At 57.3% G+C, this 20,887-nt stretch carries 19 protein-coding genes; 11 read left to right on the top strand and 8 right to left on the bottom strand.

Annotation, left to right across the window (positions count from 1 at the left end; all coding sequences use genetic code 11):
• Window positions 1-26 precede the first annotated feature (26 nt).
• The 3 genes from Q0367_RS10885 to Q0367_RS10875 form a co-directional block, all read right to left on the bottom strand.
• On the bottom strand, window positions 27-953 hold the full coding sequence (locus tag Q0367_RS10885; protein ID WP_298982220.1) for a carbohydrate ABC transporter permease: 927 nt from the start codon (window positions 951-953) through the stop codon (window positions 27-29).
• A gap of 35 nt (window positions 954-988) precedes the next feature.
• On the bottom strand, window positions 989-1,918 hold the full coding sequence (locus Q0367_RS10880; protein WP_298982218.1) for a carbohydrate ABC transporter permease: 930 nt from the start codon (window positions 1,916-1,918) through the stop codon (window positions 989-991).
• Between the two features lie 351 nt (window positions 1,919-2,269).
• Entirely contained in the window at window positions 2,270-3,628 is a 1,359-nt protein-coding gene (locus tag Q0367_RS10875; protein WP_298982216.1) for a sugar ABC transporter substrate-binding protein, read from the bottom strand.
• Window positions 3,629-3,998: 370 nt separating this feature from the next.
• Here Q0367_RS10875 and Q0367_RS10870 point away from each other — a divergent pair, with 370 nt between their 5' ends.
• The 9 genes from Q0367_RS10870 to Q0367_RS10830 all read left to right on the top strand — a co-directional run bounded on the left by Q0367_RS10870 (window position 3,999) and on the right by Q0367_RS10830 (window position 13,352).
• Window positions 3,999-5,012, top strand: coding sequence for a LacI family DNA-binding transcriptional regulator (locus Q0367_RS10870; RefSeq protein ID WP_298982214.1), 1,014 nt, complete (start codon window positions 3,999-4,001; stop codon window positions 5,010-5,012).
• Between the two features lie 83 nt (window positions 5,013-5,095).
• On the top strand, window positions 5,096-7,465 hold the full coding sequence (locus tag Q0367_RS10865) for a glycoside hydrolase family 2 TIM barrel-domain containing protein (protein WP_298982212.1): 2,370 nt from the start codon (window positions 5,096-5,098) through the stop codon (window positions 7,463-7,465).
• Window positions 7,466-7,624: 159 nt separating this feature from the next.
• Window positions 7,625-8,350 carry a response regulator transcription factor gene (locus Q0367_RS10860; protein WP_297635382.1) on the top strand — a complete coding sequence of 242 codons (726 nt, stop codon included), beginning with the start codon at window positions 7,625-7,627 and terminating at the stop codon, window positions 8,348-8,350.
• A gap of 240 nt (window positions 8,351-8,590) precedes the next feature.
• Window positions 8,591-9,469 (top strand): 30S ribosomal protein S2, encoded by an 879-nt coding sequence (rpsB, locus tag Q0367_RS10855; protein WP_297635380.1) that lies wholly within the window; start codon window positions 8,591-8,593, stop codon window positions 9,467-9,469.
• 17 nt (window positions 9,470-9,486) lie between these two features.
• Window positions 9,487-10,086, top strand: coding sequence for a translation elongation factor Ts (gene tsf, locus Q0367_RS10850; protein ID WP_297635377.1), 600 nt, complete (start codon window positions 9,487-9,489; stop codon window positions 10,084-10,086).
• Window positions 10,087-10,191: 105 nt separating this feature from the next.
• Window positions 10,192-10,911, top strand: coding sequence for a UMP kinase (gene pyrH / locus Q0367_RS10845; RefSeq protein ID WP_297635375.1), 720 nt, complete (start codon window positions 10,192-10,194; stop codon window positions 10,909-10,911).
• A 195-nt stretch (window positions 10,912-11,106) separates the two neighbouring features.
• Window positions 11,107-11,664, top strand: coding sequence for a ribosome recycling factor (frr, locus tag Q0367_RS10840; RefSeq protein WP_297635372.1), 558 nt, complete (start codon window positions 11,107-11,109; stop codon window positions 11,662-11,664).
• Window positions 11,665-11,683: 19 nt separating this feature from the next.
• Window positions 11,684-12,433 carry a polyprenyl diphosphate synthase gene (gene uppS / locus Q0367_RS10835; protein ID WP_297635363.1) on the top strand — a complete coding sequence of 250 codons (750 nt, stop codon included), beginning with the start codon at window positions 11,684-11,686 and terminating at the stop codon, window positions 12,431-12,433.
• A 52-nt stretch (window positions 12,434-12,485) separates the two neighbouring features.
• On the top strand, window positions 12,486-13,352 hold the full coding sequence (locus tag Q0367_RS10830) for a phosphatidate cytidylyltransferase (RefSeq protein WP_297635359.1): 867 nt from the start codon (window positions 12,486-12,488) through the stop codon (window positions 13,350-13,352).
• A gap of 8 nt (window positions 13,353-13,360) precedes the next feature.
• Here Q0367_RS10830 and rpe read toward each other — a convergent pair whose 3' ends face one another.
• The 5 genes from rpe to Q0367_RS10805 all read right to left on the bottom strand — a co-directional run bounded on the left by rpe (window position 13,361) and on the right by Q0367_RS10805 (window position 17,705).
• Window positions 13,361-14,041, bottom strand: a complete 681-nt coding sequence (gene rpe, locus Q0367_RS10825) for a ribulose-phosphate 3-epimerase (protein ID WP_297635355.1) — start codon at window positions 14,039-14,041, stop codon at window positions 13,361-13,363.
• A 40-nt stretch (window positions 14,042-14,081) separates the two neighbouring features.
• Window positions 14,082-14,912, bottom strand: coding sequence for an alpha/beta fold hydrolase (locus Q0367_RS10820; RefSeq protein WP_297635352.1), 831 nt, complete (start codon window positions 14,910-14,912; stop codon window positions 14,082-14,084).
• A complete protein-coding gene (locus tag Q0367_RS10815) occupies window positions 14,905-16,077 on the bottom strand; it encodes a site-2 protease family protein (protein WP_297635349.1) in 1,173 nt (390 codons plus the stop codon). Before Q0367_RS10815 ends, Q0367_RS10820 begins: the two co-directional genes overlap by 8 nt.
• Before the next feature lie 125 nt (window positions 16,078-16,202).
• Entirely contained in the window at window positions 16,203-16,577 is a 375-nt protein-coding gene (locus Q0367_RS10810) for a DUF971 domain-containing protein (RefSeq protein WP_298982207.1), read from the bottom strand.
• 6 nt (window positions 16,578-16,583) lie between these two features.
• Complete coding sequence (locus Q0367_RS10805) at window positions 16,584-17,705, bottom strand: GNAT family N-acetyltransferase (RefSeq protein WP_298982206.1); 1,122 nt, start codon at window positions 17,703-17,705, stop codon at window positions 16,584-16,586.
• 1,011 nt (window positions 17,706-18,716) lie between these two features.
• Here Q0367_RS10805 and dnaA point away from each other — a divergent pair.
• Window positions 18,717-20,276: a chromosomal replication initiator protein DnaA gene (dnaA, locus tag Q0367_RS10800; protein ID WP_298982204.1), complete on the top strand. Its 1,560-nt coding sequence runs from the start codon at window positions 18,717-18,719 to the stop codon at window positions 20,274-20,276.
• A gap of 180 nt (window positions 20,277-20,456) precedes the next feature.
• Window positions 20,457-20,887, top strand: a 431-nt coding sequence (locus Q0367_RS10795; RefSeq protein ID WP_298982202.1) for an ATPase domain-containing protein, incomplete at its 3' end; no start/stop codon positions are given.

The raw sequence follows: 20,887 nt of genomic DNA, 5'->3' as shown, positions 1-20,887 counted from the left end.
AGACTCTGTTATTGCGCAGCAGCGAATTATCCTTTGAGGCCGGTCAACGTAATTCCGCGCACGAAGAGGCGTTGACCAAAGAAGAAGACCAACAGCACCGGCAGCAGAACAATCAACGCTACAGCCATCATATATTCGTAGTTGGCTGCACCATAGGCGCCCCGGAACATGTTGAGCGCAACGGACAACACCTGTTTATCCATCGTGCGGATATAGATGAGTGGATACAGAAAATTGTTCCAGTTGCCGATGAAGCCGAAGATCACAACCGTGGCCAATGCCGGCTTTGAAAGCGGTAAAATAATATTCCACAGAATACGCAACGATGAAGCGCCGTCGAGGCGCGCGGCCTCGTCGAGTTCACGTGGAATGCCCATGAAGAATTGACGCAACAGGAAGATGAAAAACGGCCAACCAAACCATGGCGGCACCATCAATGGCAGCCAGGTGTCGCTCCAACCGATTCTACTGAACAGCACGTATTGTGGGATGACCGTCACTTCCTGTGGAAGCAGCATGGTGGCAAGCACTAAAATAAAGAAGAAATTTTTGCCTCGCGCACGCAGTCGAGCGAAGGCAAAGGCGGCCAGGCTACATGAAATCAAATTGCCGATAATGTTGCCGACGGTGATGATCGTCGTGTTCAGAAAAAATCGATTGAAGGGTAAAAAGTCGTTCCATCCCCGAATAAAATTGCTCCACATGATGGGGTCAGGTATCCATTGTGGAGGATAGACGAAAATTTGCCTTGACTCCTTTAGCGCTGTCGAAAGCATCCAAAGCAAGGGAAGGGTAAATAAAATGGCCCCGGGCACAGCCAGAATATAGACGAGACTTGCATGTGCAATCCGCCGTATCCAACGTCTTTGATACCAAGGCGTCGTCCGTATGACGCGTTCTGCGAGCATAGAGGTAGGTGGAAATTGTTGCCCTTGACCGGTTAACTGGCTCATCGTTCAATTTGTCCTGTGCGAGTGCGACGCTGCGCTTATGTACCTTGCTCTTCGTAATACACCCACTTCTTGCTACCCCAGAGTTGCAAGAGCGTGAGTATGAGGATAATGATGAACAAAATCCATGCCACTGCTGATGCATATCCCATTTTGAGATATTGAAAAGCGTTCTGATAGATATAGTAGACGTACACAAGCGTGGCTGTGCCAGGACCCCCTTGCGTCATGACAAGAACGTCGGTCAGGATCTGAAAAGAGGCGATGGTTGAAATCACGATTACGAAAAAAAGCACCGGTGACAGCATGGGGATCGTAACATGACGAAATTCATTCCAGGGGTTAGCGCCATCAATTTTGGCTGCCTCATAAAGCGATGTTGGTATGGCCTGCAATCCTGCTAACAATATGATCATGTTCCCGCCGATGGCCCATGTGCTCTTGATGATCAGTGCAGGTAACGCCCATTGCGGACTACCAAGCCACATTGGTCCTTGTATCCCAATTAGTGACAGTAAATAGTTAACCAATCCAACTTGTGGATTGAACATCCATATCCAAAGAATCGAAACCGCTACACCGCTGGCAATCGAGGGAATATAATATAAAACGCGCATCAACGTTGTGCCGGGAAGCTTTTGATTGAGTAAGAGCGCAACAAAAAGTGCACCTAGGGTGCCAAGCGTAACACTGCCGAATGAATAGAAGAACGTGTTTTGAGTTGCAACCCAGAAAAGCTTGTCTTCCAGGAGGAGTTTGCGGTAATTTTCGAGACCGATCCATTCCTGCGTTGTAAGACCAGTCCAATTTGTGAAACTGAAAACTAACGACGCTATAATCGGGCCAGCAGTAAACAAAACGAAACCGATTAGCCAGAGTCCAATAAAAAGATAGAAATCTCTCTCTTCGCGTTGACGCAACGAAAATTTGCTGCGAGGACGTTGTGGTAATAGGTTTGTAGAGTTCATGAAATATTCATCTCCGCTGTCAAGAAACGCAAAACGCTCACCTTCCTAACGCCTCCCTCTATCAGGCGCAGTTGTTATCAGGCGCAGTTGTCTGGCAGCGAGGCGCGCTTTCACAAAAATCAAGGGAATTGAGCTCCACCATGATCAAGTTGAGAACCTGTTTAGACAATACATTGCTGTGTCCAGGATGGGAGCAAATGATCGGTTGCAGTCATAGCACATCCAACGCAATTGCCCCCATCCTTGCTGCTTTTTTACCTAGCCCTATTACTACATGGCAAGTCACTCCTGCCAGAGTTACTCCTGCAAGGTGATGCTACCGAATTTCATGGCTAGCTAAATCTGTGGCGATTAGCTGCCTTGCAGCCTTTTAGCTGCGGCTTCAAGTATTGGAGTCCCTTCAGCAATGATGTTCTCAATTGCTTGATCGACCGTCATATCGCCAGACTCTACAAGGCTCATGTTCCTGCTAAACACGTCTTGCACCTCACCGCTACCCAGCGTTTGGTAAGGGCGACCGGTCACAGCGTAATTATCCAATGCATCCAGATAATACTTCGCATGGGCTGGAGCACCCGGTGAATTCAGCCAGCTCTCATAAGCCTCTTTGCGGGCAGGGCTGCCCCGCCCCGACTCTCCCCACATAAACTCCATGCCTTCTTTGGAGAGATATTCGCGCAGATACTGCCACGCCGCCTCTGGGTGTTTGGAATCACGCGTGATGCCAAATCCGCTGCCAAACGATCCGCAAATGCGTCGGACTGGGCCGATCGGCCACGGCGCAACGTCCCAAGCAAAGTTTGCTGACTGTATCAATGTCGGGGTTCCCCACGAGGCCAATGCGAACATGCCGGCCATGCCAGCAACCCACGGCCCCGCCGGAATTGCCTGCGCTTGGGCCGGTTGAGGCGCCACTTTGTGAACGTGGATTAAATCCGCCCACCATTTTATAGCAGTTCTAGCTTCATCTGAATCGATTAAGATCTTCGTCTCAGTCTCGTCGAATACCTCGCCTCCCCACGGTCCAATCAAAGAGATTCCCAGCTCATTCCCTCCGATCTGCACTATTTGGTTATAATAGCCGCCATATCCCCATTGATTTTCCTTGGTGAGCGCTATCGCCGCCTCTAAAAAATCGTCCCATGTCCAATTCTCGCCGGGATAGTCAAGGCCTGCCTCGTCAAAAAGATCTTTGTTGTAGCCAAGAATGATGGGCCCATGATCGTAAGGGATTTCATATTGCTTCCCGTTGTATCGGTAAAGGCGAAGCGCCTCTTCCCAAATCCCTGCAACATTGAATTCTGGGTCATTGTCAATGAAATCTTGAGTGGAAATCATGATTCCCTCATGATTCCAGGGGAATGCATAACGTCCATGCACGTAGATGATATCTGGCAGTGTTCCTGCTGCGGCCCAAGTCGGAACAATCTGATTGTGTTCAGACCAAGTGTTGTAAGTGTACTCAAATCTGACGCCAGGATGTCTCTCTGCATATCTTCTATCAAATTCTTCTTGCCGGGGACGGAAGGCTGCCTCCCAGTGATGCCCGAAACTGAGCGTCACCCCTTCCTGAGTAGGAGCGGCTCCCGTCTCCCCAACAACAGAGGGGGCGGCGCCTGGCACCTGACAAGCAGCCAATACAGCGGCACTGGCGGCACCGGCCCCAACTAACTGCAGAAATCTTCGCCGTGATAGTTGGTGAGATTGCATGGTTGTTTCCTCCTTACCTTGTGTTTGAAGATAATGCAAATACCAGAGCACTTGCGTGACAAGAGGCCGATTCAAGAGCACAGATCACGAAAAACTTTATTTTGAAAACGTAAGGTGCGCTTCATTTTACGCACATAAGGGAATATGCGATCTATTTAAACGAATCTGGCTTGACCAGGATTTGGGAGCAAACTTTACGAGTGTCTATTGGCGTAACCACTTAATGGTACGCGTACCATATATTTGTGTATAGAATATCCACAGAACGAGGTTTTGTCAAGCGTTTTTTTCATAACTCTTTCGCTATAGAAAAACCAAACGATGTTGTTGTTTCTTTTGGCTTTGTTGAAAGGTGGAAATTGAGGAGAAGATGGCAACGATTCGAGATGTAGCAAAACGCGCCGGGGTAGCGCCGATCACGGTATCGAGGGTGATGAACAATTCTGGCTACGTCAAGCCAGAAACGCGGCGTCGCGTGGAGGAAGCCGCCGCTGAACTTCACTACGTGCCTAACATGCTAGCTCATAGCTTCCGATCGAAGCGAACCAACACGCTTGCGCTTGTGCTGCCCGACATTACCAATCCCTTCTGGACCACTGTGGCCAGGGGCGTCGAGGATGTCGCCGGCGCACAGGGATTCAGCGTCTTCTTTTGCAACACGGATGAAAATGAAACCAAACAAAGCCGCTATCTAGCCGCGCTCCTGCGCAGACGCGTCGATGGCGTGCTCCTTGCGCCGGTGACGAATGACGGAACAACCGTGCAAATGTTACTGCGCCAAAATGTTGGTGTTGTCGTGATCGATCGCAAGGTGAAAAATATAGAAGTTGATACCGTGCGCGGGGATTCGATAGGTGGCGCCTATCAACTTGTCCGGCACCTGATAGATCTTGGTCATCGGCAAATTGCTGCTCTTTCAGGTCCCGCCAATCTTTCAGTCAGCCAAGATCGTGTGGCAGGGTATGCCCAGGCCTTAAACGAGGCTGGTTTGACCATCGATCCTTCGTTGGTCACATTCGGCGACTTCACAATTGAGAGCGGCCGTGACAGGATGCAAGCATTACTGGCCCGACGACCAAGACCCACAGCAATCTTTGCTGGCAATAACTTTATTGCCGCTGGCGCTTTGACAGTGATGCGAGAAGCAGGGCTGCGCACGCCGGAGGATATTTCTGTCGTAGTGTTTGATGATCTTCCCGACCCTTACGTGTTCGAGCCTAAGCTCACCGTAGCCGTCCAACCTGCCTATGAACTAGGGCAGGTTGCTGCACAACGGCTGTTGCAAAAAATTAATCATCCTGCGACAAAGATGAACGATGTCTGCGATGTCATTTTGCCAGTTCAGATAATTATTCGACAGTCCACGCGTTCAATCATGACATAATGCTGTCAGGCGGCTAATTGCCGCACCTCTCTGTGCAGCCTTCAATCGACTCAGCAACCTAACACGGAATTGGAGAAGGGATAATGCAAAAATACAATTTCGACCAGGGTTGGGAATTTTCAGAGGCGACAGGTTTTCAGGCCATTCTCGATCGCTCGGCATGGCGGCCGGTGAATGTGCCGCACGACGCCATGATCGGCAAGCCGCGCAGCACCAACAACCCAGGCGGCGCCCACGTTGGATATTTCCCCGGCGGCGTCGCCCACTACCGCAAAAAATTTGTGGCGCCTGAGGCGTGGCAAGGTCAGCATGTGCTGCTTGAGTTTGAAGGCGTTTACATGAACGCCGAGATTTCGGTGAACACCCAGCTCGTCTATTTTCACCCATACGGATACACCAGTTTCATCGTCGATATCACCCCTTACCTTCTCTACGGAAAAGAAAACACGCTCAGCGTCGTGGCGAACAACACAGCTCAACCCAATAGCCGCTGGTACACCGGCACCGGTATCTATCGCCACGTGTGGCTGCGCGTGGGCGGCGCGGTGCACATCCAGCCATGGGGCGTGTTCGTTACGACGCCTGTCGTCGATCCAGCGCTCTCGGTGGTGCAGGTGAACACCGAGCTGACGGGCGTGGATGGGTTGAAGCCGGTGCTCGTGCGCAGCACCATCCTGGACGAAAACGGCGCGGTGGCGGCGCAGATAGAGACGCCGACGCGCTATGCTGCAGTGCAGCACACCCTATTGGTGAAAGACGCCAAGCTCTGGTCCGTGGAAGAGCCTCACCTCTATACGCTGTTCAGCGAAGTGCTTGTGGACGGCGAGGTCGTTGATACGGAGACCACCCCGTTTGGCATTCGCTCGATTCAGGTGGACGCCGAACGCGGCTTTCGGTTGAACGGCGAACCCATGAAGCTGAAGGGCGGCTGCATCCATCATGATCACGGCCCGCTGGGGGCCGCCAGCTTTGACCGTGCGGAAGAACGCAAGGTGGAGTTGCTTAAAGCGGCCGGATACAACGCCATTCGCTGCGCGCACAACCCCCCTGCACCCGCGCTGTTGGACGCTTGCGACCGCATAGGCATGCTCGTCATCGACGAAAGCTTCGACGCGTGGACACTGAGCAAGACGCCCAACGACTATCACCTGTATTTCAACGATTGGTGGCGTCGCGACACAGAAGCGATGGTCAAGCGCGATCGCAACCATCCGTCGGTCGTCATGTGGTCGATCGGCAATGAAATCCTGGAGGCGTTCGGCTCGCCCGTCGGCGCGGAGCTGGCGCAACGCCAGGCGGACTTCGTGCGCAGCCTGGACAACACCCGCCCTGTCACCTCCGGCGTCATGCCGTACTTCATCGAATTCATCGAGTCCGGCGATCCAGGGGCGTTTTTCAAGTTGCCGTCCATCCCCGAAGACCCGGCCAGGGATGCATGGGGAAAGCTCACCGCCGCGTTCGTCAGGCCGCTGGATGTGGTTGGATACAATTATATGCCGCAGCGCTATGCAGTGGATCAGCGACGCTTTCCGGGCCGCATTATCGTCGGGACGGAGAGCTGGGGACATCGCTCTTATTTCTTCTGGACGGAAACCGCTCGGCTGCCCCACGTCATCGGCGATTTCATTTGGGTCGCCATGGACTACATCGGCGAAGCGGGCTTCGGCGCATTTACGACCGACGGTTCGCCGTCGATGGGCGCGCCGTACCCATATCATCTATACGGCTGCGGAGATTTCGACATCTGCGGTGTAAAGCGTCCTCAGTCTTACTATCGCGAGTTGTTGTGGGGCGTGCGCACCGATCCCTTCATCGCCGTGCTTCCGCCGGAATTGTTCGGCCAAAACATTGCGTTCAACCCATGGGCGTGGGACCCGGTTCTGGACACGTGGACTTTCCCAGGACAAGAGGGCAAACCCACGCGCGTGGACGTTTATTCCGTCGATGATGAGGTGGAATTGCGCCTCAACGGACAGCATGTAGGGCGCAAGCCTGCAGGCGCAGCGGCTGAGAACAAGGTCAGCTTTGAGGTCATCTATCAACCCGGCGTCATCGAGGCGATCGGCTACAAGAACGGTCGAGAAAGCGGTCGTTATACGCTTGAGACCACCTCTGAGCCGACTGCATTGCAGCTCGCTGCGGATCGCACGATCATCAAAGCGGACATCGGCGAAATCATCTACGTCGATGTCACTGTCCGAGACGCTGAAGGCAGGCTGGTGAAACACCGCGAGCCGGAAATTACGGTGACGGTCAGCGGCGTCGGCGAGCTGTTGGCAATCGGGACAGGCAATCCCCTCTCTGAAGAGCCGTACGTGGGCAATCGTCGCAGAGCATACCGGGGACATCTGTTCGCCGTGGTTCGCAGCAACGGCGAACCCGGCGAAATTGTCCTCACGGCGCAATCGGAGGGGATGTCGCCCGCCCAGGTCAGGATGGAAGCTGTGAAATAGATGGCCGCTAAGGGTGCGCGGCTGCAGTCGCGCACCCCCTGACGCCTCTTCTCTGTTCTCAGGGTCAACGTAGGGGCGGGTGCGTGCAACAGTGGTGAAAAGAATTATCAGGCAAGCATCGTTGGCGAATTTTGAGGCTTTGACGTACACTACCGAACTATGAGCACGCCCAAAACCATCCTGATTGTCGACGACGAGCCGCGCATCGTGCGCTTTGTGAAGATGAACCTCGATCTCGAAGGCTATATCACACTGGAGGCCAACAACGGCTTTCAAGCGCTGGAAAAGGTGCGCGACCATCAGCCGGACCTGATCTTGCTCGATGTGGAGATGCCCGGCATGGATGGCTTTGAGACCTTGCGACGCATCCGCGAGATCACCGATGCGCCGGTGATCATGCTCACGGTGCGTGCGGATGAAGACGACCGCATCAAGGGGCTGGACCTCGGCGCCGACGACTATGTGACCAAGCCGTTCAGCCCGCGCGAACTCGCCAGCCGCATCCGCGCCGTGCTGCGCCGTTTTGAGCCGCAAGGCCGGCCGGAAGACCAGATCATCACGATCGACGATCGGCTGCAGGTCGACCTCCAACGGCGTCAGGTGATCGTCGAGGGCAAGCGCATCAACCTGCGCCCGACCGAATATCGCCTGCTCTATCATCTGATCCAGAACGCCGGCTGGGTGTTGCCTCACGAAACATTGCTCACCAAAGTGTGGGGCCACGAATACGCCAACGACAACCATCTGCTGCGACTCTACATCACCTACTTGCGTCAGAAGATCGAACCAGACCCCAGCAATCCGCGCTATATTTTCACAGAACGAGGGTTGGGCTATCGTTTCGTCGATTTCAAAAACCGCGACAACGCGTCAGACGTCTCCTGAAACGTCTGGCGATCGCCGTCCACGCCTCTTCCCTCTCTGCCCCTTTGAATTGTTGCAATTTTCGCCGCTCGCCGTTTGAATGCAATTCTTGAGCTATGGTATCATTTCTGCTTGGCGCGTTTTCGGCGCCTCGAGAATCTATCACGCCTTCCGACCGGAGAATGGGTGCCCCCAGCAGCGCGTCTGGAGGTCGGCTCTTCGGAATGAAGAAGGCGGAAGTCTAACCCAAGAGGAGATTGTATGGCAAACATCACCATGAAACAGCTTTTGGAGGCGGGCGTCCACTTCGGGCACCGCACGCGGCGGTGGAATCCCAAAATGCGCCCCTACATTTTTACGGAGCGCAGCGGGATTCACATCATCGATCTGCAGCAGACCCTGGAGGCGCTCAACAGGGCCACCGATGTGGTGCGCAACACGGTCGCCAAGGGGGGGACGGTCCTCTTTGTCGGTACCAAGCGCCAGGCGCAAGCCACCATCGAACAGGAGGCGCTGCGCTGCAGCATGCCATATGTGAATCAGCGCTGGCTGGGCGGCACCCTGACCAACTGGACGACCATCCGGCAGCGCATCACCTATCTGTTGCAGCTGGAGCGCCGCATCGACGCCGGGGAATTCAACAATCTGGGCAAGAAAGAGCGGCTCGGCATCCAGCGCGAGGTGGAGAAGCTCAACCGACGCATCGGCGGTCTCAAGACCATGCGCAGCCTGCCCGACCTGCTCTTCGTCGTCGACACCACCGTTGAAGAGCTGGCGGTGAAAGAGGCCAACAAGGTGCGCATCCCCGTCATCGGCATGGTCGACACCAACTCCGATCCGGAGCCGGTGACCTACGTGATTCCTTCCAATGACGACGCCATCCGCGCCATTAAGCTGATCGTCGGCGCCATCGCCGATGCAGCCGAGGAAGGCCTGCGCATCCGCGAAGTCGAAATGGTGGAAACCGGCCAGGTCAGCAGCGAAGAGCTGGCGGAGATGGAGCAGTACCTTGGCCCGAGCGTGCTGGCCAAACTCAAGAGCCTCGACGATGAGGAGTTTGAGGCATACGAAGAGATCGAAGAGGAATACGAGGAAGCTGAAGAAGAATTTGAAGAAGAACTTGCAGACGAAGAAGAATAAATCAAGAGGACTCAACTATGGCTGAAATCACCGCCGAAATGGTTAAACAACTGCGCGAGGCGACCAACGCCGGCGTTCTCGACTGCAAAAAAGCGCTGCTCGAGACGAACGGCGACTTCGACGCAGCCGTCGAAATTCTGCGCAAGAAAGGTCTTGCCACGGCCGCCAAGAAAGCCGGTCGCGAGGCCAATGAAGGACTGATCGGCTCCTACGTGCATCCGGGCAGCAAAGTGGCCTCGCTGGTTGAAGTGAACTGTGAGACCGACTTCGTGGCGCGCACCGAGGAGTTCCAACAGCTGGCGCGCGACCTGGCCATGCACGTGACGGCCTCTCGCCCGCAATACATCTCACGCGAAGACGTGCCTGCCGACGTCATCGCCAAGGAGCGCGAGGTGTACCGGGAGCAGATGGCCAACAGCGGCAAGCCCGCCGAGGTCATCGAGCGCATCGTCGACGGCAAGCTCGAGAAGTGGTACGAGGAGGTCTGTCTGCTCGAGCAGCCCTTCATCAAAGATCCCCAGATCACCATCAAGGATCTGCTGACCAGCCGCATCGCTTCGCTGGGAGAGAACATAAAGGTCAGGCGATTCTGTCGCTTTGAAGTCGGTGCAGAGTAATCGGAGATGCCCAGCCGATTGAGCAGGCTGGGCGTTTCTTTATCCGGTTCTGGAGGATCGACGCAGAGTTGAAAACCCGATTGAGAGAGTGATAAAGGAACAGCTATGGCGGAGCTCAAATATCGACGCATCTTGCTCAAACTCGGAGGAGAGGCGCTGGCCGGCGAAGGCGGCTTCGGCATCGATCCGCGCCAGGCGGAGTTTGTGGCGCGCATGGTGCGCAACGTCGTCAACATGGGGGTGCAGGTCGCCATCGTCATCGGCGGCGGCAACCTGTGGCGCGGCAAACAAGATGGTCTCGACCACGGCATGGAACGCGTCACCGCCGACCACATGGGAATGCTGGCGACGGTGATGAACGCGTTGGCGCTGCAAGACGCGCTGGAGCGCATCGGCATTCCGACGCGGGTGATGACCGGCATCGAGGTGCGCGCGGTGGCGGAGCCGTACATTCAACGCCGCGCTGTGCGCCATTTGGAGAAGGGGCGCGTGATTATTTTCGGCGCCGGCACCGGCAACCCGTACTTTACGACGGACACGGCCGCTTCGCTGCGCGCCATGGAGATCGACGCCGAAATCTTGATCAAAGCCACCAAGGTGGACGCCGTCTACGACCGTGACCCGAAGAAAGATCGAGACGCCAAGCGCTTCGAGCATCTGACCTACATCGAGGCGCTCAATATGCGGCTGGGCGTCATGGACAGCACGGCCATGGCGATGTGCATGGACAACGACCTGCCGATTGCGGTCATCAATCTTTGGGAAGAAGGGGCGCTGGAACGCGTCGTGCTCGGCGAGCCTGTCGGCACCACCATCACAGCATGAGCTGAAGCCGCTTCGGCTCGCAGTCATCCAGGCGAATTGACGGCTCCCTTGCAAAAATACGCATGGCTGGTTTTCACTTCCGGCGGAATTTGTTACAATAGCAGCTATTGACCGTCTTTCCTGCCCTGGTGGCCAGGCCCGGCGACCAGAAGAGAGCAGACTTTTCACCGATTCTCCCAGAAGAGGAGTGCACATATGATCAGTGACGTCATTGCAGATGCGAAAGAACGCATGGGAAAAGCGATCGAAGCGCTTCGTCATGACCTGATGACGATTCGCACCGGCCGCGCCTCTCCGGCGCTGGTGGAGCACATCATGGTCGACTATTATGGCGTTCCAACCCCTCTGCAACAGCTCGCCACGATTTCTGTGCCCGAAGCGCAACAGATTTTGATTCGCCCCTACACGCGCGGGGACATCCCGGCCATTGAAAAGGCGATCGCCAAATCCGATCTGGGGTTGACGCCCACCAACGACGGGCAAGTCATTCGGCTCGTCATTCCCCCCCTCAACGAAGAGCGCCGACGTGAGTTGACAAAGGTTGTCAACAAGCGCGGGGAGGAGGCCCGAGTGGCGATCCGCAACATCCGGCGCGACGCCAACAAGGATCTGGCTGAACTCGAAAAAGAGAGCCTGATCTCCGAAGATGAACGCAAACGCGCCGAGGAAAAAATTCAAGAGATGACCGACCAGCACATCAAGCGCGTGGATGAAATCGTCAAAGAAAAAGACGCGGAGATCATGACCGTCTGACGCAGGAGAATGTTCGTCTGTGACGACTCAGACCGAATCGCTTCAAAGCCAAATTGAGCTGCCGCCTGAAATCACCAGCGTGCCCCATCATATCGGCATCATCATGGACGGCAATGGCCGGTGGGCGCAGGCGCGCGGATTGCCTCGGCTGGCCGGCCATCAGGCGGGCGTCGACAACATCCGACGCATTCTTGAACACTGTGTGCGCCGCGGCGTCAAGGTGTTGACCATCTACGCCTTCTCCACCGAAAACTGGCATCGGCCTCCGGATGAAGTCAGCGGTCTGATGCGTTTGCTTGGGCTGACGATTCAGCGCCAACTGGATGAGTTGAACCGCAACGGCGTGCGCATTCTGCACAGCGGTCGCATGGAAGGCATCAACCAACATCTGCAAAAACAGATTCGTCATGCGCTGGAGGTCACCAAGAACAACGATCGCATCATCCTCAACGTCGCTTTCAACTACGGAGGTCGCGCCGAGATCGTCGACGCCGTTCGTCACATCATCCGCGACGGCATCCCCCCTGAAAAGCTGACGGAAGAGACGTTGAGCAATTACATGTACATCGGGGGACTGCCCGATCCGGACCTGATCATCCGCACCGGCGGCGAGTGGCGCCTGAGCAATTTCCTGATCTGGCAGGCCGCCTACGCCGAGTACTACACGACGCCGACCTATTGGCCAGACTTCGATGAAGCCGAGCTAGACCGCGCCTTGATCGAATATAGCCGTCGAGAGCGACGCTTTGGTCGCGTCTTGAACAAATAGCATCCGCCGTTTTTCAATCCAGACGGCGACCTCCTCTGGCGAGAGCTTCCCTGTGCGCACACGAATCATCGCCGCTTTGATCGCAATTCCAATTGTCGTCGTTCCAATCTATCTGGGTGGCGTTTGGGGATTGGTGCTCGGCGTCGCCGTCACCATCGTCGGCGCTCTGGAGATGTATCATATGTTCTCCAGGGGCGATTATCACCCTGTGCGCTGGATCGGCGTGCCGTGGGCGGTGTTGCTCTTTCTTTCGGGGTGGGACCCTGTGCAGGTTCAGCGCTCTTCGGTCCCGCTCACCAATCTGCTGACGGAACCCACCATGCGCCTCATCGAGCTGCTCTCCTTCCCGACCGACGCCGTGCTGGTTGCAGGTTTTCTGGTGACGCTGACCTATTGCCTCTTTCTGCACGAGAACCCGGTCAATGCCTGGCTCTCCACCAGCGTTGTCGCCATCTATCTGGGCGTCATGCTCGGACAGATCGTTTCGCTGCGCTTTCTGGAAAATGGCTTCGCCTATCTCTTGTTCGGTTTTTTGGTGACCTGGGCCAATGACTCTGCAGCTTTTTTTGTAGGCGTCACCTTCGGCAAACATAAAATTGCGCCGCGGCTCAGCCCTAAAAAAAGCTGGGAGGGCACGATCGGCGGCTGGATCTTCGCAGCCGTCGCGGGCGCCATCCTGGCGGCGGTGTTGCCGGTGCGCAACGGCCCATTCTTCGGCGCCTTCATTGGACTGGTCGCCGGCGTCCTTGCCTTCTTCGGCGATCTCTCCATCAGCATGCTCAAGCGCCAGTTCGGCGTCAAGGACAGCGGCACCTTCTTCCTCGGGCACGGCGGCATGCTCGACCGGCTCGATAGCCTGCTCTTCACGCTGCCGTTCATCTACCAGTCGGTGTTGTTTTACGAACGCTTTTTTCTGTAAAAAGTGCGTCACACCTCTTCGAGCAACTGGCTGCGCAACAGCGCCAGATTGGCGGCCGGCGTGTCTTTGTCGTTGAACACAGCGCTCCCGACCACGATGACGTTGGCGCCGGAGTAGACGACGTCGGCGATGTTCTCCGGATGAATGCCGCCGTCGACCTCTAGATCGGCCAGCGGGCAGAGATCCTCCATGAGGCGACGCATGCGCCGAATCTTGGCCGTCATCGTTTCGATGAAACGCTGCGCGCCAAAGCCGGGGTTGACCGTCATCACCAGCACCTGATCGACGAACGGCGCCACCTCCCGGAGCGCCTCCACCGGCGTCGCCGGATTGATGGCGACGCCCGCCTTGCGACCTAGTTGAACGATCTGCTGCACGGTGCGATGCAAGTGCGCCGTCGCCTCGGCGTGCACGGTGATGATGTCTGCGCCGGCCTCGGCGAATTCATTCAAGTAGCGCTCAGGCTCTTCAATCATCAAATGCACATCAAGCGGCAGCGTCGTGACCTTCCGCACCGCCTGCACGATCAAAGGACCAAAGGTGATGTTGGGCACAAATCGCCCGTCCATGACGTCAAGATGGATATAATCGGCGCCGCCCGCCTCGGCGGCTGCAATCTGCTCTGCAAGATGGCCAAAATCCGCCGTCAAAATAGATGGCGCCAGCCGGATCGGCTTCGTCGTCCTCATATAAGGCTCCCTCGTTCGACGGAGAGAATGGTTGATTTTGTCAGGTCGCCGGCGCGGCGCGCAGCAGATGAGAACCATCGGCCGCCGCGTGGGTGTTTAAGAATTGTACCATAATCTCGGCGACGCGCCATGGCTGGCGAAAAAGAAGTGCATGGGTCTGTCGAGGAAGGATATGCAGCTCGGCGCGAGGCAGCGCAGCCGCCATGGCCTGAGGGATGGCGACAGGAAAGAATTCATCCTCTGCGCCGTGAATCAAGCAGACCGGCATGGGGAAGCGCGCCAGGTCTTCGAGCTGTAGATCGATCGATGTCTCCGGCCGCAGGCGACGAAAGCCGGCGAGTAGAATCTCCTCATAGTAACCATCGTAACGATAGGGGTCATGCAGCCGCGCGGTCGCCTCCATCCAGCGTCGTCCGGCCTGAAAATGCGCAGGCTCCAGCGGAGCGACGTGGCCGGTGGTGGCGGGGTTGACGCTGTAGGTCGTGCTGATCAGCGTAAGCGTCGCCGGCTGCGCCAACTTTTCGACCACCATCAATTGCGCCAACATTCCACCGCTGCTGCAGCCCGCCAGGTGCGCCTTCGTCGCCCCTTCATGCTCAAGCAACGCAGCGAGCTGCCGCGCCATGGCGCGATGGTGAAAACCAGGAGGATGACCGATCGAACGTCCGTGTCCGGGCAGGTCGGGCAACAGAATGCGGTGCCGCTCGCTCAACGGCTCAAGCAAAGGACCCCAGGCGGCGCGCCCCGTGCTCATGAAGTTGTGCAACAAGACCAGCGTCGGCGCCTGCGCGCCGGTTCGCGCAGCGATCACTTCATACGCAATGACGCCTGCGTCGGTCTCCAAGGCGCGCATGACGGAGGGTTCAGACATACGTGCCCCGCTCGCGGTCTTCGCCGCCGAATGAGGCCGGAGAAGGGCGGCGCTCCAACATGGCGCCCATCACCTGAAAGACCTCGGAAATGTCGTCGCTGGTGATGATGCCCAACACCTGACCTTGCTCCGCCACAGCGACGACGCGACTGCCGCTCTGGCTCATCATTTCCCAGACGGTGGCCAGGTCGTCCTGCGGCGAAGAGCGAGGCACGTCGGCGGCAGGCTGCATGACGTCGACGATGCGCGCCTCAGGCCCTTGCTCGCGCAGCGCATGGATCAGCCGCGGCCGCGTCAGCACGCCGACGAAGTTGCCCGCTAGATCGCGCACAGGATAGTCCGTCTGATAAGAGCTCATGATCAACTGTGTGGCGCGCTCCAGGCGTTCGCTGGTGTAGAGATTGACGGCGTTGTGCGTCAGGGCGTCGCCGGCGCGGAAATTGCGCAGTACGGCGCGGCTGCTCACCGCCTCCAGCTCCGCCGAGCCGCCGATATAGACGAAAAAGGCGATCAACAACAACCCGATGGCCCCCGTAAAGATGCCGAAGACCGCCATTAGCACCGCCAACATCCGCCCGACCGCCACCGCCGTCTGGGTCGCCCGGCGATAGGGCATGGCGTAAGCCAGCGCTGCGCGCAACAGGCGACCGCCGTCCAGCGGAAAGGCGGGCAGCAGGTTGAAGAGCGCCAGCAGGATGTTGGTTGAGATCAGAAAAACGATCAGGTTGAAGACGCCCGGATTTTGTATGTTGGCGGCCATGGCGTTCAGGCTGAAGATGCGCTGTCCATCGCCCAGCGCCAACGCCAGAGGCAACAGCAAAATCGCCAGCGCCAGATTGACCAGGGGGCCGGCGGCGACGATGATGATCTCCTGCGCAGGCTTTTCGGGAATGCGCTCCAGGTTGGCGACGCCGCCGATCGGCAGAAGCAGGATGCTGCGCGTGCCGATGCCAAAGCGTCGGGCCGCCAGCGCGTGGCCGTATTCGTGCATTGTCACACAAACGAAAAGCAGCGCAATCGTCAGCGCGCCGTAGAGGCCGCCGACAAGCCATCCGGCGGGTCCGGCGCCATAAAGGAAAGCGCCGAAGGCAAGCACCAGCACAAACGACCAGTGCACCTTCACATCGATGCCAAGAAGCTTAAATTCCGCCAGGTTGACGTTCATGTGCGCATCCTCTGCCCGCCCATCGCCGATGAGGAGCTAAGCCTGTCTTTATCCTCTCGACAGAATCATCTTGACAGATTCGAGGGCGAAAGTGTGTCAACTGCGCTACAAATCGCGCCCGCTGCTCAGTCCATCACCAGCGGCGGCGCGCCTTCTGGATTGCAGGCCGGGCAAGGACAGGAAGCGCGCAACGCCGCAAAGGGGAAGATGCCGGTCGCATGACCGTCGCTCCAGGTCAGGCGGATGGCGTATTGGCCTACGAATTCCGCCCCCGTCACCTCCGTGCTCGGCGGCGGCGCAGCGGTCAGGCGCAGGGGATCGGCGACCGCCAGGGCGGCTGCGCGTCGCTCCTCGCGGCAGGTTGCGCAGGGGCAGTTGGCGCGCAGCCAGCGCAGGGGAAATTCACTTGTATGGCCATCCAGCCAGAGGATTTTCATCACACCGGCGGTTCGGTCGATGGTGATATCCTGAGGCCGCGTTTCTGGATTCGTCGTCAGCATGCTCGTTCATCCATCCAGTTCAAAGAGCTCATAGCGTTGTTCAATGTGAGCGCCTGCTTTCTGTAAGCATGTCACAGCAGGAGACGAATCGACAAATGGCCCGCAGACAAGCGTGCGCCAGCCGGCCTCCGCCGCGAAACTCAATGCCCGCCCCAACAGCTGCCGGCCGACGCCGCGACGTCGCCACGCAGGAGCAACGGCGCCGAAGAGCAACCGACCCCGCGTGGTTCGCCGCTGCCGCATAAGAGAGAGAAGCGGCCGCAGCCACAGCGGGCGACCTCCCTTGAGACGCTGCAGCAAAGGCGCCAGGTCCGCTTGCACGAAGATGCAGCCGACCGCCTCCCCTTCGATGAGCGCGACCCATCCGGTCGCCGGATAGACGGAAATCCACCGCACCAGCAGTTCGGCGGCGTCTGCGCTCAGTCCTGGCATTCCCGCATGGGGCGCAATGGCGGCGGCCAGCAGCGGCGACAACGCGTCGGTGAGTTCGGCCAGCGTCGCCGGCCGCAGCGTCGCTGGCCCCTCCACCGGCTCTGGCTGCGCTTTCACCGGCAAATGCAGCAGCACTGTCTGCCGGGAAGAGGTCATGCTGGCGCCTAACAGATCGGCCAGATAAGGCGGATTGTACGGCGTGTGCAAGGGAGGGGGCAAGTGAAAACAGTTGGTCAGGGCGCCGTCGCTCCACCCTGGAAGAATATCGACCGGCGCGACAATGCGAGTGCAATTCATCTCTGCGCCGTACTCCAGCGCAGCTCCCAGCAGCCGGTCGAGCGTCTCTTCATCGTTGACGCAGTGCAACATGCTGAGGTAAAGCGCGCCCTGTGCAGAGGGTTCGCATAGTACAATTGCGGCGGCGACCGGCTCCTCGAAGACGGCGCCGGCGATGACGGGCTGCGACGGCCAAGCGCCAGGCGACCGAGAGCGACGGGGAAGCGCCTCCATATAGAGCAAGCGCGCCGCAACGCGGCGGTGATAAGCAGCGCTCCCGCGCACAAGGAAGTTCCAGGCGGCAATGTGAGGAGGAGGCCAGCGCGGATCGTCTGCATAGATTTTCCACCATGCAGCGCTGAAAGCGCGACGGCCCCCCCAGTCCGCGGGCCAGTAAGTTCTATAGTTGAAATACGCCATACGCCTCAATGTTAACGGAGAGAAGCGGTGAATTGGTTGGTTCCACCGCGCTCGTTAAAAGAACGTTTACAGAATGTGCAATAGAAATTGAATTGCGCTTCATTTTTGTATTCTTTCTTGCAAAACAGCTTCGATCTGTGGATAACTCTGTGGAAATATTGCGTTGTCGCTGGAACATGAAAATGTCAATGTGGACAATTATAACAGCAGGTTAACGGCGGATTTGCAAAAAAGATTCCTTCCTTAAAAGTTGCGCACCGTTCATGACACACCGATAGACACAGATTGAGATGTTCGATCGCAGCGAGGCTACATTTTGTGTAGCACAAACTTTCTGATTCGCTTGGATTGACGATAATGCGCAAAATCCCCCCTCAAACGCCCTCTCGCCTGCATTGGCATCTTGCCGGGATTTTGGTACACTGACCAACATGAAATGAGACGACCATGAAATGAAACGACCATGAAATGAAACGACGAAGTTCGCCCCACGATATTTAGCGCCAAAGCAGCACAACATCGGAGTCGGCGCCAACTTCGCCATTTGGGATGCGTCGCTTGGGATGCATCTCCACAACGCACGGTCGCTATCAAAGACGAACCGCCAGCGTTCGTAATATATCGGACATTGCGCACCGAATCTACATAACATCGCAAAGCGTATGGTCTGCATGCGCTTTCTTTGTCTCTGGAGGAAGCTGTGCTTCCAGAGCCAGGCTGATCGCGGCCTGAAATTTGGGACCAACTTAAGCTGGCTCGATTTGTGTCGACAAAGAAGGGGACGGGACTTTGCGAACAAGCCTGAACCGTGCAAACCTGAACCGTGAAGTTGTCAAAGCACATTCGAACCGTTTGCACCGAGCCCGGCGCGACAGGACGTCGATCCTTTCGCACTTCCACTATCAGGCGTCGTTTATGGACACTCTACACACCAATGCTTGGGAGCGAAAACGCTCATGGTCGGAAGAAGCTCCTGAAGTTGCGCCTCATGATGACGCTGCTCGAGGTTTGTTGTCCACCTGCAGGGACAGCGCAGCCAAAGAGGTTGCGCTGGAGCATGGTGATCACGAGCTGGACGGCTCCCTCAGCCTCAGCCCGGAGAAGGATGGATTCAGCGCCGATTCTCTGTTGAGCGAGGCGCTGCGAACGCCAGCGAACGCAACGCAGGCGGAGACCGCCGTAGATCCGCATGGGGTTTGGCGTCAGGTGTTGGCTGAATTTGCACTGGAAATGCCCTCTAGCCAACTCGACGCTTGCATTCAGGCGAGCCAAGTGTTGCATTATGAGGATGGACATTTCATCGTCGGCTTGCCCAACGCTTATTATCTGGACTGGGCGCAGGCGAGGCTGCGCTCGAAAATCAAGCGCAAACTGGCGAGCATCATGCAGCGCAGCTCGGTCGATGTTTCGTTCCGGGTGGCGCCGGCGTCGCAGCCTGCCCATGCCAATAAACCTGCGCCGTTGTATGAAGCGTCGAGCAGCGCGCAACCCCACGCTGCAGAGTCGGTGCAGGCGCAACGTCCAACGCCGTCCACGACGCCTGCCTCTTCCCGCGTCGTAGGGATGCTGAACAGCAAATACACCTTTGAGTCCTTTGTCGTGGGCAAGCACAATCGTCTGGCCTTCACTGCGGCGGAGATGGTTGTGCGCGAGCCGGGACAACGCTTCAACCCGCTGTATATCTACGGTGGGGTGGGGCTGGGCAAGACGCACCTGTTGAACGCCATCGGCAACCGACTCGTGGAGACCGGTTGCAAGGTGCTCTATTGTTCGGCTGAACAGTTCACCCATGATTTGGTGAACGCCATCCGCGATCGCGCCACCGATCAATTTCGAGCGAAGTATCGAGAGATCGATGTGCTCCTGGTGGATGACATTCAGTTCATCGTGGGCAAGGAGAGCACTCAGGAAGAGCTTTTCCACACTTTCAACCACCTTCATGCGGCAGGCAAGCAAGTCGTTTTCACCAGCGACTGCCCGCCAAGCGAATTGCCGCGCATCGAGGAGCGTTTGCGCAACCGGTTTGAGGGCGGCTTGAAGACGGACATCGTGACCCCAGACTTTGACACGCGGTTGGCGATCCTGCGCACCAAGGCGGACCGTCAGGGGATGCACGTGCCTCAAGAGGTGCTGGAACTGATTGCGCAGCGCATCGAGAGCAATGTGCGCGAGTTGGAGGGCGCGCTCAATCATGTCTGGATGCACGCCGTGATGCAGGCGCAGCCGGTGGATAGCAGGCTCGCCGCCAGCGTGCTCGATAGAGTGGCCCCGCAGCGCAGCGTCTGTGCGCCCGCTCGCACCATCGAACGCGTCGCCGCCTATTTTGGGCTGACGCCCGCCGATCTGACCGGCAGACGACGGACCGCGGACATTGCGCATGCGCGTCAGGTCGCCATGTATCTCCTGCGCACGGAAAACAACCTCTCGTTGCCCGCCATTGGGGAGCACCTGGGTGGACGCGACCACAGCACCGTCAGCCATGGCATTGACAAAATCGCTGTCGAGCTTCAACGCAGCGAAACCGTGCGGCAGACGATCGTGCGTCTGCGAGAGCAGCTCTACCTGCCGTGAAGCGAAGCGGACAATTTGACAGAAAATGAAAATAGCTACGCGAACGTTTGCAAGATTGTCGGCGTTTCGGTAAACTACAGGCTAACGCTACAGCAGCAATGAAGCGTGTGACAAAGCTTGCAAGGTCTGGCGCTCGGCCGGTTCTATTAGCGCCTTTCGACTGCTTTCCTGGAGTCGCTCATGGGTGCAGATGGTCGCCAGAAAGCTCTGGAGACGACCCTGGCTGGTCTCAATAAACGCTACGGTGAAGGCATCGTGATGCGGCTGGGTGAGGCCACCCGGCTGCAGGTGGAAGCGATCCCCACCGGAAGTTTAAGCCTGGATATTGCGCTCGGCGTCGGCGGCCTGCCGCGCGGGCGCATCATCGAAATCTACGGTCCAGAAAGTTCGGGCAAAACAACCATCTGTCTCCATGTCATCGCCGAAGCGCAGCGCAACGGCGGCATCTGCGGCTTCGTCGACGTCGAACACGCGCTCGATCCAACCTACGCAGCGAAGGTCGGCGTGGATCTCAACAACCTCTACGTGAGCCAGCCGGACACCGGCGAGCAGGCGTTGGAGATCGCCGAGGCGCTGGTGCGCTCCAACGCCATGGACGTCGTGGTGGTGGA

This window comes from uncultured Caldilinea sp., assembly GCF_937128415.1.
Classification (GTDB): Bacteria; Chloroflexota; Anaerolineae; order Caldilineales; family Caldilineaceae; genus Caldilinea.
The sequence above is the reverse complement of the archived record's forward strand: the minus strand, read 5'-3'. Positions and strand labels throughout refer to the sequence as shown.

What these genes read in the sequence shown, in the direction of transcription:
- Q0367_RS10865 (WP_298982212.1), top strand. Translation starts at nt 5,096, where the DNA reads ATGCAAAAATACAATTTCGACCAGGGTTGGGAATTTTCAGAGGCGACA.
- tsf (WP_297635377.1), top strand. Translation starts at nt 9,487, where the DNA reads ATGGCTGAAATCACCGCCGAAATGGTTAAACAACTGCGCGAGGCGACC.
- Q0367_RS10810 (WP_298982207.1), bottom strand. Translation starts at nt 16,577, where the DNA reads ATGCTGACGACGAATCCAGAAACGCGGCCTCAGGATATCACCATCGAC.
- Q0367_RS10870 (WP_298982214.1), top strand. Translation starts at nt 3,999, where the DNA reads ATGGCAACGATTCGAGATGTAGCAAAACGCGCCGGGGTAGCGCCGATC.
- rpe (WP_297635355.1), bottom strand. Translation starts at nt 14,041, where the DNA reads ATGAGGACGACGAAGCCGATCCGGCTGGCGCCATCTATTTTGACGGCG.
- pyrH (WP_297635375.1), top strand. Translation starts at nt 10,192, where the DNA reads ATGGCGGAGCTCAAATATCGACGCATCTTGCTCAAACTCGGAGGAGAG.
- Q0367_RS10815 (WP_297635349.1), bottom strand. Translation starts at nt 16,077, where the DNA reads ATGAACGTCAACCTGGCGGAATTTAAGCTTCTTGGCATCGATGTGAAG.
- frr (WP_297635372.1), top strand. Translation starts at nt 11,107, where the DNA reads ATGATCAGTGACGTCATTGCAGATGCGAAAGAACGCATGGGAAAAGCG.
- Q0367_RS10875 (WP_298982216.1), bottom strand. Translation starts at nt 3,628, where the DNA reads ATGCAATCTCACCAACTATCACGGCGAAGATTTCTGCAGTTAGTTGGG.
- Q0367_RS10805 (WP_298982206.1), bottom strand. Translation starts at nt 17,705, where the DNA reads ATGGCGTATTTCAACTATAGAACTTACTGGCCCGCGGACTGGGGGGGC.
- rpsB (WP_297635380.1), top strand. Translation starts at nt 8,591, where the DNA reads ATGGCAAACATCACCATGAAACAGCTTTTGGAGGCGGGCGTCCACTTC.
- Q0367_RS10860 (WP_297635382.1), top strand. Translation starts at nt 7,625, where the DNA reads ATGAGCACGCCCAAAACCATCCTGATTGTCGACGACGAGCCGCGCATC.
- Q0367_RS10885 (WP_298982220.1), bottom strand. Translation starts at nt 953, where the DNA reads ATGAGCCAGTTAACCGGTCAAGGGCAACAATTTCCACCTACCTCTATG.
- Q0367_RS10880 (WP_298982218.1), bottom strand. Translation starts at nt 1,918, where the DNA reads ATGAACTCTACAAACCTATTACCACAACGTCCTCGCAGCAAATTTTCG.
- Q0367_RS10820 (WP_297635352.1), bottom strand. Translation starts at nt 14,912, where the DNA reads ATGTCTGAACCCTCCGTCATGCGCGCCTTGGAGACCGACGCAGGCGTC.